At 37.4% G+C, this 12,417-nt stretch carries 12 protein-coding genes; 7 read left to right on the plus strand and 5 right to left on the minus strand.

Annotated elements, in window-relative coordinates; genetic code table 11:
* Positions 1 to 16 precede the first annotated feature (16 nt).
* On the minus strand, positions 17 to 1,219 hold the full coding sequence (gene rlmI / locus PGS10_RS04990; RefSeq protein WP_015367414.1) for a 23S rRNA (cytosine(1962)-C(5))-methyltransferase RlmI: 1,203 nt from the start codon (positions 1,217 to 1,219) through the stop codon (positions 17 to 19).
* 255 nt (positions 1,220 to 1,474) lie between these two features.
* Here rlmI and PGS10_RS04995 point away from each other — a divergent pair, with 255 nt between their 5' ends.
* Positions 1,475 to 3,205 (plus strand): recombinase family protein, encoded by a 1,731-nt coding sequence (locus PGS10_RS04995; protein WP_316422499.1) that lies wholly within the window; start codon positions 1,475 to 1,477, stop codon positions 3,203 to 3,205.
* A gap of 1,625 nt (positions 3,206 to 4,830) precedes the next feature.
* Here PGS10_RS04995 and PGS10_RS05000 read toward each other — a convergent pair.
* Complete coding sequence (locus tag PGS10_RS05000) at positions 4,831 to 5,442, minus strand: LexA family transcriptional regulator (RefSeq protein WP_316422500.1); 612 nt, start codon at positions 5,440 to 5,442, stop codon at positions 4,831 to 4,833.
* 99 nt (positions 5,443 to 5,541) lie between these two features.
* On the opposite strand from PGS10_RS05000, the gene PGS10_RS05005 reads away from it, so the two are divergent.
* The 3 genes from PGS10_RS05005 (at position 5,542) to PGS10_RS05015 (ending at position 7,284) form a co-directional block, all read left to right on the plus strand.
* A complete protein-coding gene (locus PGS10_RS05005) occupies positions 5,542 to 5,805 on the plus strand; it encodes a helix-turn-helix domain-containing protein (protein WP_084833159.1) in 264 nt (87 codons plus the stop codon).
* 186 nt (positions 5,806 to 5,991) lie between these two features.
* On the plus strand, positions 5,992 to 6,852 hold the full coding sequence (locus PGS10_RS05010) for a hypothetical protein (RefSeq protein WP_316422501.1): 861 nt from the start codon (positions 5,992 to 5,994) through the stop codon (positions 6,850 to 6,852).
* A 15-nt stretch (positions 6,853 to 6,867) separates the two neighbouring features.
* Complete coding sequence (locus PGS10_RS05015; RefSeq protein WP_316422503.1) at positions 6,868 to 7,284, plus strand: lysozyme inhibitor LprI family protein; 417 nt, start codon at positions 6,868 to 6,870, stop codon at positions 7,282 to 7,284.
* A gap of 214 nt (positions 7,285 to 7,498) precedes the next feature.
* On the opposite strand, the gene PGS10_RS05020 is transcribed toward PGS10_RS05015, so the two are convergent.
* Entirely contained in the window at positions 7,499 to 8,065 is a 567-nt protein-coding gene (locus PGS10_RS05020; protein ID WP_059306504.1) for a recombinase family protein, read from the minus strand.
* Positions 8,066 to 8,409: 344 nt separating this feature from the next.
* Between PGS10_RS05020 and PGS10_RS05025 the strand changes: the two genes are divergently transcribed.
* The 3 genes from PGS10_RS05025 to PGS10_RS05035 are packed head-to-tail and all read left to right on the plus strand — an operon-like array spanning position 8,410 to position 10,846.
* Complete coding sequence (locus PGS10_RS05025; RefSeq protein WP_316422504.1) at positions 8,410 to 9,306, plus strand: hypothetical protein; 897 nt, start codon at positions 8,410 to 8,412, stop codon at positions 9,304 to 9,306.
* 13 nt (positions 9,307 to 9,319) lie between these two features.
* A complete protein-coding gene (locus tag PGS10_RS05030) occupies positions 9,320 to 10,030 on the plus strand; it encodes a hypothetical protein (RefSeq protein ID WP_316422505.1) in 711 nt (236 codons plus the stop codon).
* A 12-nt stretch (positions 10,031 to 10,042) separates the two neighbouring features.
* Positions 10,043 to 10,846 carry an abortive infection system antitoxin AbiGi family protein gene (locus tag PGS10_RS05035; protein ID WP_316422507.1) on the plus strand — a complete coding sequence of 268 codons (804 nt, stop codon included), beginning with the start codon at positions 10,043 to 10,045 and terminating at the stop codon, positions 10,844 to 10,846.
* A gap of 139 nt (positions 10,847 to 10,985) precedes the next feature.
* On the opposite strand, the gene PGS10_RS05040 is transcribed toward PGS10_RS05035, so the two are convergent.
* The gene (locus tag PGS10_RS05040; protein WP_316422508.1) at positions 10,986 to 11,429 is read right to left on the minus strand and encodes a hypothetical protein; all 444 of its coding nucleotides are present in this window, start codon (positions 11,427 to 11,429) and stop codon (positions 10,986 to 10,988) included.
* Positions 11,410 to 12,285 carry a hypothetical protein gene (locus PGS10_RS05045; RefSeq protein WP_316422509.1) on the minus strand — a complete coding sequence of 292 codons (876 nt, stop codon included), beginning with the start codon at positions 12,283 to 12,285 and terminating at the stop codon, positions 11,410 to 11,412. The genes PGS10_RS05040 and PGS10_RS05045 overlap by 20 nt, the downstream gene beginning before the upstream one ends.
* Positions 12,286 to 12,417 lie beyond the last annotated feature (132 nt).

The raw sequence follows: 12,417 nt of genomic DNA on the forward strand, positions 1-12,417 counted from the left end.
TGTTCCGCTTTTCAAGTTACATGACGCGACAGGCAAACCCTTTCAGATACAGTCCTTCCGGGTAGGTTGCGATCACCGGGTGATCGGCAGCCTGACGGAACTGCTCTATAAATTGTACATCACGCCCGGCGTCTATTGCGGCATCGGCGATGATTTTCTGAAATAAATCGGTAGTCATCAGGCCGGAACAGGAGAAAGTCAACAGCACGCCGCCGGGGTTCAACAGCTGGATCGCCAGCATGTTGATGTCTTTATAGCCGCGGCAGGCGCCCATCAGTTGGCTTTTGTTTTCGACGAATTTTGGCGGATCCATGACGATGACATCGAATTTTTCCCCCTGATCGCGATATTTACGCAGCAGTTTGAATACGTCATCGCGCACGAATTCGGCTTTGGACAGATCCAGCTTATTGAGCTCAACGTTCTGCCTGGCGACGTCCAGCGCCTCCTGTGAAGTATCAACGCTAGTAACCTGACGGCAGCCGCCCATCAGCGCAGAAACCGCGAATCCACCGGTATAAGAGAAGCAGTTGAGGACGCGCTTATCGGCGACGTAGCGGCGGGTCGCCAGACGGCTATCGCGCTGATCGAGATAGTAGCCGGTTTTATGGCCACCCTGGATATCTACCAGCAACTGCATACCGTGCTCGGTAATGGGCAGCAGCGCCGGTGGCAGTTCGCCTACCACCGGGCCCTGCGCCAGATCCAACCCTTCTTTTTTACGCACCGCCACATCGCTGCGATCGTAAATCGAGCATTGCGGGAACAGGGTCTGCAGGGCGCTGACAATGGCCGCACGCTGATATTCGGCGCCGGCGCTCAACAACTGCAGGACGAAGAAATCACCAAAGCGATCGATTGTCACGCCAGGCAGGCCGTCGGATTCCCCGGCGATTAAACGATAGCTGTCAAGACCATCGCGCTCTGCCAGCCATTGGCGCCAGGTTTGCGCCTGCTGCAGGCGACGCTCGAAAAAAGCATTATCGATAGCTTCATGACGATCGAAACTCCAGACACGGGCGCGGATCTGCGAGGAGGGCGAATAGGCTCCGCGAGCGAGCCATTTCCCTTGGGAATCAACGATATCAATCGTCTCGCCGGAACGAGCTTTACCTTCCATCCGGGCGACGGCGCCGGAGAAAATCCATGGATGGCGACGCAGCAGGGATTTCTCGCGTCCTTTGGCTAATACTAAGCGTGGGATAATGGAATCTGTCATGGGGCTACCTTTAAGCGACGGAGCGTCGGCACCGAAAAATGGCGCGTAGATTAGCATAACTGGCTGGGGCAAGCACCATTCCTGCTGACGCCGGGCGGATGTATTAGCGTCAGGCAAAAGTGAGTATGCTGGAGAGAATTTGCTATTCTCTGCAACAGGATAGCGTAGTAGAGGGGGTAATATGGCGAAGGTATGCACGATGGCATGGGTACAAATGCTAACATTAATACAAACCAGTACTTTAAGGTGAAGTAAGTGACTAAGGCATACATCTATACAAGGGTATCAACATTACAGCAAATCGATGGATTCGGGATTGAACGTCAAATCAATACCTTAATGGATTTTCTTGAGAATGCCGTACTACCAAAAGAACTTGGCTACCAGTTAGATCCGAAGAACTATGAAATCCTGGATTCTGATGAAGGGTTAAGTGGCTATAAAGGCCACAACTTCACAAAAGGGTCACTCGGAAAATTCAAAAGTCGTGTAGCCAACGGGGAGATAACATCTGGATGCTTGCTAATAGAATCTGTAGATAGATTTTCCAGGCGGCAAGGCTATGACGCAATTGATGAATTTACATTCCTGCTCAAGCGTAACATCGATATTATCGAAGTCGAAACGGAGCAAATTTTCAGCTATAGGCTTGATCACAAGCTGACGCAGTTATCGACAAGCATTGAAAGGGCGTATCAGGAAAGCAAACGAAAATCGAGATTGATCACTAAAAGCTGGGCAAATCTAAAACGCAAAGCCATTGATGAGGGTGTTGCACTAAAGCGTAATGTACCATACTGGCTTGTAATTGATGGCGATAATTATCAACTCAACAAATCAGAAGTGGAACGCATCAGAACTATCTTTGATGACTATGCTAACGGTAAAGGTGTTACAGCTATTGTTCGAGACTTAAACAAAGCTGGCGGTAAGTATGATAAGAAAGCATTCAGTACAAATTTTATAAATGTAATGCTCAGAGATCGTCGTTTGATTGGTTGGTTGACTGGAAAGCGTAAAAAAAATGAGACAATAGCGGATTGGAAATTGCGGGAGATTAAAATTTATCCAGAAGTTATTGATACTAATCTATTTGAATTAGTACAACGAAAAATTGATTCTAATGCTGTGACAAAAAAGGTTAGATCTTCATCAAAACAAATTTCATTATTTAATGGTGTAGCAAGGTGTGGTATTTGCAATGAGCCATTAGTGGGCCATTTTACCCAAAAGGGAAGTTATTTGCGTTGTTTAGGTAAACGTTCAAAATTGGGTACCTGCAATAGTAGTTTGATTCGGTATAAAGAGTGTGAACTTGCAGTAATCAGTTATGTTAAAAATATAGATTTTAAATCTATATACGGTAACAATAAAAATAATACGTCTGTGATAAATTCTCTACAGCAAAGGATGACCGTTGTTACGGCTGAAATCAATGGAATAGAATCATTGCTTTATACATCAGATAATAGCTCAGAAATTGTGGCGTTGACCAAAGCGAGACGGGAGAGGGTAAAGGAAAAAGATAAAATTAGTTATGAATTAACAGAGCTAATGCGTACTATCGATGTGTGTGATGAAGATTTTATTCTGGATTTAGAGTCAATTTGTAATCAAGACAATGTAGAATTACGTGAAAGATTTAATAGTGTCTTAAAGAAAGTAATTAAATCAATAAAAATAATTCAGGATAATGGCAGTGGTGATAAGATCTTTATTATTAAATTTGAATACCACACTGAATACGCAATGCATTGTGTTGCATTAAATTTAGATGGCAGTCTGATTGGATATAGTTACATAGAAGATAAAGGCGAACTGTGCCTAAAATCATCCTGTATGGATGTTAATTTTAAAACAGGTGATATTACCACTAAGCATGCACCTAATTATATTGAGGCAATGATTGTCAAATCAACATTGGAAAACATCGAGAAAGTATTAAAAGGATATGACAATAGTTTAGCGGTGGCTGAAATTATTTGAGCTGCATAATGCTGTATTTAGAACTTTCAAAATTTCATAATACAGCATCATCATTTTTAGTGAGATGCTTTACAATTTAATCAAGAAATATCTTGATTGAAATAAAATACACATGTACTTTTATCTGAGTAAAAGATTACTTTAACTATTTTGTTAAAAAATAGATAGGCTGGCTTTCAATTTTTTTGTTGAACTAAAGACAAGTCCCTTAATTGATTTCATGTTCACATGCAGTAAAATACGTTTTTTTGTTTTGATACAGGTGCAAACAATTATGTAGAACGAGCCAGTATCATATATTCTGATTCGAATGTATATCCACACCTTTATGCAGTAACAACAAAACCTAATATGCTTAGTTGTTGCATATTTAGAAGGTGGCAATTTAATCATCTTGTGCATTTATGAAATGTTAATAAGCATATAGAAAGATAAAGTACTTAAGTTACTTTTTAATACCTATAAATATCGATAGATATTTATAGGGAGAGAAGAAAAAATGAAATGAATTTAAATTATGTCCTATACTATATGTATAGTTAACAATCCTGTTGGTGTACCCGTTAGTCGTGGGTTAATGATAAGAGCGTCATTATTCCTGGTATAATAAATTAAAACCTGATCCTATCGACAAGTAGATGGCAGATGAGTTGTTCAACAGAACGCAGTGCAAATGAAACCCGTGCAAATTTCCCGAGCGTAAATTCCAGACAAAAAAGACGAAAACGCAGGAGTCACGGCAATGTGGCACTATAAAGGAATCGGATAATACCCCGTAGATTCCCTTGATAGACATATAAGGCCAATCCTTACCAAATGGTATAAGGGAGTCTATTACTTCTAATAGATTCTGTGGCGAATTTATACAATATAGATCCGTCCAGAATTTGAAAAGTACTTAGACGCTTATAGGAGTTATTCATACAGCTTTTATAAGAAGAGTAGCGATGAGCTACGACCGTTGCAGAGAATGGCGATAGGAAGAAACAGGGCAACCCGCTTCCGCTTGAGTACAATATAGTTGTATTCAAAATTCGCTGTATGAAATGTTGATGAGTATCAGCGTCAAGAAATACAAATTATTTGTATATCTTGAATTTCTTCCCCCTTAGTGGGGATCAAAATGTATCCAAGAAATCCCGTCAAGGGGTAACGCTGTTAAAGCTAATCAGTACCTAATAAACGTATCACTAAAGCAAAACTTAATATCCAATGAATTGATATTCGACTTTAATTGAACGCAGTGAAATTAAATCGAATGAAATTCCTGGTTCGCTTGTAAAGCGAGACAGTCAATATTCAATGAAAGTATCAGTTCAATCAGATATCGTAAGGATTGATAATTTCAATTTTTCTTTGTGAGCACGCCTTGCTATGAACTCTTCATTAATTAATGTTTGTGTTTAATGCAGTTACAATGACTCAGGAAACATTAGTACATAATAATGACACTTGTATGATACTCATTTTATAAACTTGCCATAGGCGTTTACAGAGCGTTTAAGCATGATTATTAAAATTGCTAATGGATCGAACTTGTTGAGTCATGTACTATAGTTAGAACTTCCACCTTTCACTACCTCGGGTAGGTTTGTTAACGGTGATTGGTGGAAGTACTAATTGTGCTAATTAACTTTGTTAATAATCATCACTACAGTACCAATGACATTGATGCTTTTCATATCTTCAAAAGCGACCGTGATTGATGGGTAATTGTCATTATCACTCAGTAAGCGTACTCCATCCATGAGCACCTGTACTCTCTTAAACAAATAATTCCCGCTCTGTTTTAATACTACAAGTTTGTTATCAGTTAAATCTGTATCGTAAGTATCAATGAGTAGCACTGCACCCGTAAGAAAAGTAGGAGTCATTACATCGGTACTGACCCTGATGGCACGCAGAGAGTGTAAATCCTTCACCTCAACCAGTTGAGTATCAAGTTTCAACATTTCATCGGCATGATCAATAAAAGGTACACATATGACATCTGAATCAGTGATGCCCATGCTCGATTGTTGGCCTGTAGCCAGCCACTCAATAGAGACATTGCCTGCTTTTGCCAAGAGTACCAAGTTATCCAGTGTAGGGCTTGATGAACCGTGCATGTAGTTGTGAACAGTACTATAGCCAATACCCGCACGTTTTGAGAACTCTCTACCCGTTGTTCCAAGTTCTGCTATGACGTGCTTTAAGCGTTCACTGAACTCTTTAGTACTCTGCTTTTTATTGTTCATTCTATCGCCATTCAACTTAAGGAATTGTATTCCTAATTCGATTTGACTTGTTCATTTTATTGATCAATCATGTTCATGATTAAGTAATGAGTGATCATAATGAAGAATCATAAACAAGAAGGATCTCAAAAAAAGGAATCAAATGCCAGTACTCGAAACTGGCATCGGGCCGATGTACTTGCAGCTATACGCAAGAAAGGTAGTTCGTTGGCTAAGTTGTCCCGAGACAACGGCTTACATGAACGAACGCTATACAACGCCCTTGAGAGGCATTGGCCAAAAGGTGAGCAGATCATTGCCGATTATATTGGGGTCACCCGAGAAGAAATCTGGCCCGAACGTTACAGCAATAGTGAGGAATAAATTGTGGCATACGCAACATATACAGTGGTTTGTCCGCATTGTGGAAGTACTACGACAGTTAACACCGGAATAAAAAGCAGTGGTACAGGTGTAGGTTCGTGCGGAGCATGCAGAAAACTTGTCAGAGTAGAAGTTGACTCTCTCGGTAATATAAAACGAGTATTAAAATAACAAGGGGAAATAAAAATGAAGAAAATACAGTTTTTTGTTTATATGGGATTCGGGTTAATCATGGCGTCCATGGTTTATAGTTATTTTAGTACATTCAATGAACCAGGGATGTCATTTGCTACAGTATTACTTGCATTAGTTACTTTAGCATTTTGGAGTATGGTCATGATCATCTCATTTTGGTGGTCAATTATAGCCATTCCATTTATACAAGAAAACCACCCCGCATTAACGCAAAAATTTCCAAAGTTTTTTAATAACTTTCTTCTACCTATCGTCATTGTCATTTTATTATTAATAGCTGGGCAAGCTAATGTATATATGATGAACCTACAAGGAAAGAATCTTGGTTTTATGATCGAAGATCAATTCTCTGAAGCGAAGAGTGCCGGGATCTTTAACAGAGAAAAGTGGATTGAGGTTAAAGCTAAGCAAGATGAGTCAATAAAATTAGCCGATAAACAAGCCACCGCTGCAACATTAGAAAAAAATAACAAAGACTACATCGAAAGTAAGATTAATAATCTCGACAAGAGTAGTGGTAAGTACTTAGTAGCTGAAAATATCTACAAGCAACATGGTGTTTGGGTCGATGATTACATTGCTGTTCAAAAGAAGTCATGCTCACGTGAATTCAATCGACTGTTAGCTGCTAATGCAGCGTCTGAGCAAGCCATTGAGTACTGGAATGAAACCTCTGATTCTTTAACCCGGTCGGGTGTTTCGCCATTTGCAGGGGGGAGGAGTCCTACAACCGATCCTGACATCCAGAGAACCAGCAATGATATTAGATTTGCCCGTTCTCAATTAGAAAATTGTGGTATAGCTCATCTTAACGAGATAGAACATCGTGTTACAGTACAAACTGATAATTGAAATGGATTCAGGATTATGTATTTCAAAGCGGTTGTTATAAGTTTAAGTTTGCTATTGTGTTTATCGGCCTCTGCTGATGAACTTAAGCAAAATATTGATAGCACATTACAAAAATGCAAGATGGATGCTGTTAGTACCATTGACTCACAGAATTGCTATATTAAAGCTACTACAGCGTGGGATACTGAGCTTGGGAATCAATATAAACTGTTAATGAAAGATCAGCCTGAAAATGTGCGTGCTGCCCTAAGAGATTCACAAAGGCAATGGATAAAATACAGAGATTCGTATAATAAAGGAATTGAGGCTTTTTATCAAAAAGAAGAGGGTACTATCTGGATTTTGATTGCGGCTGAAAGCAAAATGAATATCATCCGCGATAAAACATTAGATCTTTATCGACTCAGGAATAGTACAAATCTTGGTGGCTGATGTTAAAAGGTAGCGTAGGCTACCTTTTTTATTGCCATCGATGAGTCAGGGCTGGTGGAAAACCGCTATTAATAATTCTTAAAGTACTTTCATCACTCCATTCACACAGCAAAACGCCAAACATCACGTAATCTTCTGTTCCAGTATCAAAGTATTTGTGCATTAGGTCATGCAAAGTCTTTTCTGTTTGTGTGAAAGAAATCATTTGCTTAACTTAAGATGCCGCACAGTTCATTTCTTTCTTGATTCGGCTAATAGTGTTGGTACTTACACCGAAGTCAGCAGCTACAGAGCGAACACTTCCGCCAGATGCCAATGCCGCGAGGATTTCAGTACGCGGGATATGCCTACCATTTCCACGTCCAGCAATACGACCAGCAGCCTTAGCTGCTTCGTAACCCTCTCTTTGCCTGAGCAGCATCATTTCACGTTCCATTTGGCAAATTCCCGAAAGTAAAGTTAGAACCAGTTTACCAGTAGGTGAGTTATCTCCCGTCTTAATGCCTTCATGATGAAACTGGATCGCGACACCCCGTTTAGTCAAAGTATCTACAGTTGAGAGAAGGTCGGTTGTATTACGGGCAAGGCGGCTTATGTCATGCACATGCAAAGTATCGCCCTCGCGTAAGTACTCCATCATCGCTAAGAATGCTTCACGATTGGTATCTTTCGCACTTACTTTCTCAGTGAATACTTTTTCAAAGGTGATCCCCGTATCTGCTAATTGTCGCTCGCTGTTTTGTTGCAAGCTGGATACACGAATATAAGCGATGTGTGCCATGTCAAAATCTCTATACTGTATCGATTTGTATGTTGCGATTTATTATAGAGTGTAGCGATGAAAAATCAAGGCAGATCGCTACGCTTAATCAGGCTTTAGGGGGATGTGCGGTATGTAGCGATTAAGGATGCTTAATCGCTACACATCAAATATGGATATTTTCTTTAAAATTGTGATCCCCATAACGCACTGTCTTTACTTCAACTTTTATGATTGCAAGTTTAATCATCTTGGATGCAATTATACCCATAGAATGATGTTACTGATTAGGGACTTGTTTTTAGTGAGTTTTATCGTACACAGTAGTAAAGTATCAGGGACATAACTATCAGATAGGACGTCGCATGTTTTTGTGGAAATATATTAAGCCTCATTCTGTCCAGACAGCAAGCTCTACATATCAAGAGAGCAGTGATGTTGACCCCTACCATCAAGAATATATTGACCAGAACAGAATCTACTTTAACAACCTATTAGGTTCCCGATTAAGTGGAAAATCAAAATTAACGTTATCTGATATTACCATTCTTAAGGAAGCATATGATAAAGCTCATTCGATAAGAAACTTTGAAATAGAACTCTTTTGGAAGAGGGCAAGTTATTGCTTCACTATAATTGCGGCATTAATAACATTATGCGGTGTACTTGCATCAACATATTTTAAACCAAATATTAGTGAACGTGATCACAATCTTCTGTTACTCATAGCTTTTATATCTTTCCTCGGTGTGATTTTTACTATAATGTCACATTTAATGATGGTTAGTGGTGAGTACTGGAAAAGAAATTGGGAGCTTCATATCTCAATGCTGGAACCACTTTTTTCAGGAAGAATATATTCTACTCATCTGGTTTCATCCGAAAACAGAACATCCATTTCAGGAATGTTACTTCTTTTCTTTATGGCTATATATATATGCTGGTTAGTTATTTTAGGTTTTGTGCTAAAAGAAAATGAAAACTTCATCATCCCATTGTTAATTATTTTGATAGCATCCGTAGTATATATAGTGATTTTTACTCTCTCTAAAAATAAAACTCAAGATGTGTTTGTCACATCTTATTTTGTTCGTATAATACCTAAAGACAATTTAAGTAGTTCTCTCAAGAAATTTATAAATAAATTTCTTGTTATTTCCTTGTTTACCTCTATTTACGGCTTAATAATATTCTTAAGCTTTATGTATTATAAGTTAGGTAATGTCATCTTTAGCGTCGATTTTTTACTTTCATTATTCTAAAAGAGATTATACTATGGAATTAAAGTATTGGAATCGTGGTTTGTTAGGGTTAACTGTAGCCATCTTATCTTTGGCCGGATTGGTGTTGTTGAAGGTACTTATTATAGGTGAAAAAGAAATAGAGTGGGGATCAATTAGTGATTGGGTCAGTGCAATATGCAATATAGGGCTTTTATGTGCTGCCACTTGGGCCGGGAGTATCACTAATAATTGGCTAAAACAGAAGAAAAGAATGAATACTCTTGACTCAGCACATCAAGTTGCAATTCAATTTGATAAGAAGTTGTGGTCTATAAATCATCGCCTTTATGCTGATGTATTGTTTCGAAAAAAGATTATTAATGACATTATTAATAAAAGATCCAATGTGGATGTCAATGAAAAAATAATCTCTGAGATCGCCAAGATTACTACTTCTGATCTTGATGAGTTAAGTGAGATATATAATGAAAGAACCCTTTTAGGAAGATTTAATGTCACAGTAAATGATTCATTTAATAAGGTGATTATGGAAATATTATCATTACGTAGTGATTATTTAAATTCACATTATGAATACTTATTATTACTTGCAAAAAATATAGAATTCATAGAGTGTGATGAGGTGAAAAAAGCTGAATCCCAAGTAATCAAACTACAGAAACAAATAGCTACTATTTTTGAAAAGAAATTGGGAACAAGAAATATTGATTGTGATTATTCATTTGGTGAAGATGTAACTTAGGAGTTGTTTATTATGAAGTTTAGAGCTAAGAAAACAGCATGCCGGATCGAGAAAAGCCTGTATCCCAGCACAATATTACATTTTACTAAAGATATCGAGTCATTGAAAAGTATACTTAGCAGTGGCTACTTTCGAGCCTCTTATGCGAAGGAATCTATAATAGGACCTGATTCAAAACGGGAGTTTGGTATACCAATGGTTTCATTTTGTGATATTAGATTATCACATCTGTATGAGCATATTAGGAAGTATGGGCGGTTTGGGGTTGGATTAAAAAAAGAGTGGGCAATAAAACATGGATTAAACCCTGTAAGCTATCTGAATAAAAATTGCTCTATGTTCACAGCATTTAATGAACGCCTTAAAGAAATGAATAGAGAATTACGTAGTTTGAAAGAATACGAGGAAGTTTATTCTTTAGAGAAGGCAAAGTACCGCGACCTTATAAACATTTTGCGATATATGAAGAATTATGAGGGGCCACTTGTTAGAAAAGGCGAGCTTGTAAATGAAAATTATAGATTTGCAAATGAGAATGAATGGAGATATGTTCCTGACATTCAGGCAGACATAGTTCCAATAAAAATTGCACGAGATAGTGATCCGGAATGGAAAATAAAAGCTAACCAAAGAATGTGGAAATCAGACTCGTCACAGTTAAAATTTGAAATAAGCGATATAAAGTACATTTTGGTACCTAACGAAAACTATGCCTCTCAATTAATTGAGTATTTTGGAGATGTTGTGAGCGGTGATGATTATGCTCATTTAATATCTAAACTATTTATATCTCGACAAATTTTTAATGATTTATGAGATGAAGTGTTAGCATCGCCTGGATGTGATTGCATGCGGGCGTTGTTAAGAATATATAAAAAATATTAAACTTCATTTATAACGAAAGGCATCATTATATATAAAAAAATTTTATGTTCATATTATTAAATTTCCTATCTCAGGAGTTAGCTTTTGAATTTTTGAGGTCATAAATCGCTATATTATCACTAAAATATCTAATATTAGAGAATATGAATAAAATTATTTGTGCGATACCTAAAAATAAATTTGGTTTGAGAGATATTAATATATAAATTACGATATTTGAAGTCAGTCCAAATACTATTCTTTTTGTTACATAATATTCCAAGCCGTGATCGGAGACATTTTTAATACTGATGCTATTTGCTGTTATTTGACTAATTAATTGCCCATAGATTATGAAAGAAGCTACAGACCAATCTGATACTAAAAAAATATCAGTGAGGCTCGATGAGTATATTTTAGTAATAATTAACAATACAAACGGCAGAAATACAAAGTACCAAGACGAAAGAAGTCTTTTTATATATATTGCCTTATCATTATCACCATTTGCTAAGTTAGAAATGAAGCGATTCATTTTTCATTCCCTCACTGTTCTTTATTATATCGATGACCTCGAATATTTCGGCATGTAATACTTTATTTGATTTACTATCTTTTTTAGTTTTAATAATTAAATTCATCTTTGCAAGCATAATATCACTTGGACCAATTGCAGGGATTAATCCTGTTTGATAACGTTCCAACCAGATTTTATCCATCATGACAGCATCAAACCTTTGATTCATATTCAAACTTTTACAATCCCAACGTGAATTTCCATCATTGACAGGCTTTACAATAAACAATCTATCGGTAATACCATTCTTATGAATTTTACCCTCAACATATAAATCATCTAAGTTTGCAGAAAATTTGAAATGAGTATTTAGCTTTACCGCCATATCTTTATTTTTATTCAAAATTAAGTCGACAGACTCATCCTGTCGCATATTTAAGTTAGCATCGGCTAAGCGTTTTAGTATTCTCGCTAAAGTTTTTCTTTCGATTTCAGGATGTGCTATAGAAAAAGTTTCAGGAAAAGCTTTAGTTAATCTTTCGTCCACTTTTTCAGCGATTTCATCGATCTGTTTTTCGCCTTCAATGGTTGAAATTCCTTTTAAAATTTTACTGGTCTCTTTAACTTCTTTTAGAATTGTTGCGGTAACTAAATCAACAGCTTGCTCATGGCGTTTTTTTAAATAAGTGATTATGGAACCTTTTTCGACTGTATCGAGTACAAAACTGAATTCCTCTTTGCAACCTACAGTTTGAGACAGTAATTGTATGAGGTCTTCGTAGGCATTGATGTACATTGCCATTGCCTCAAAGACTTTCTCGGGCCTATTTCTGCCTACTTTGTAATCAATCCTAATCCCAAAGGAATCTGCCATTTTAAAGCCCTTAATCAATGAGTTAAGGCACTATACTCCATTTTGTTTTTATGAAAAACAATATGAATATTATACCTGTAAATTTATACAGGTAAAGTCCATTTTCATTCTGTAATCAAATAATATATGACC

It is taken from the genome of Klebsiella sp. 141153 (genome assembly GCF_032601995.1).
Taxonomy (GTDB): domain Bacteria; phylum Pseudomonadota; class Gammaproteobacteria; order Enterobacterales; family Enterobacteriaceae; genus Klebsiella; species Klebsiella aerogenes.

Bases quoted from the DNA above. Each gene is read 5' to 3' on its own strand.
- rlmI (WP_015367414.1), bottom strand. From the start codon at position 1,219: ATGACAGATTCCATTATCCCACGCTTAGTATTAGCCAAAGGACGCGAG.
- PGS10_RS05000 (WP_316422500.1), bottom strand. From the start codon at position 5,442: ATGAACAATAAAAAGCAGAGTACTAAAGAGTTCAGTGAACGCTTAAAG.
- PGS10_RS05005 (WP_084833159.1), top strand. From the start codon at position 5,542: ATGAAGAATCATAAACAAGAAGGATCTCAAAAAAAGGAATCAAATGCC.
- PGS10_RS05010 (WP_316422501.1), top strand. From the start codon at position 5,992: ATGAAGAAAATACAGTTTTTTGTTTATATGGGATTCGGGTTAATCATG.
- PGS10_RS05015 (WP_316422503.1), top strand. From the start codon at position 6,868: ATGTATTTCAAAGCGGTTGTTATAAGTTTAAGTTTGCTATTGTGTTTA.
- PGS10_RS05020 (WP_059306504.1), bottom strand. From the start codon at position 8,065: ATGGCACACATCGCTTATATTCGTGTATCCAGCTTGCAACAAAACAGC.
- PGS10_RS05025 (WP_316422504.1), top strand. From the start codon at position 8,410: ATGTTTTTGTGGAAATATATTAAGCCTCATTCTGTCCAGACAGCAAGC.
- PGS10_RS05030 (WP_316422505.1), top strand. From the start codon at position 9,320: ATGGAATTAAAGTATTGGAATCGTGGTTTGTTAGGGTTAACTGTAGCC.
- PGS10_RS05035 (WP_316422507.1), top strand. From the start codon at position 10,043: ATGAAGTTTAGAGCTAAGAAAACAGCATGCCGGATCGAGAAAAGCCTG.
- PGS10_RS05040 (WP_316422508.1), bottom strand. From the start codon at position 11,429: ATGAATCGCTTCATTTCTAACTTAGCAAATGGTGATAATGATAAGGCA.
- PGS10_RS05045 (WP_316422509.1), bottom strand. From the start codon at position 12,285: ATGGCAGATTCCTTTGGGATTAGGATTGATTACAAAGTAGGCAGAAAT.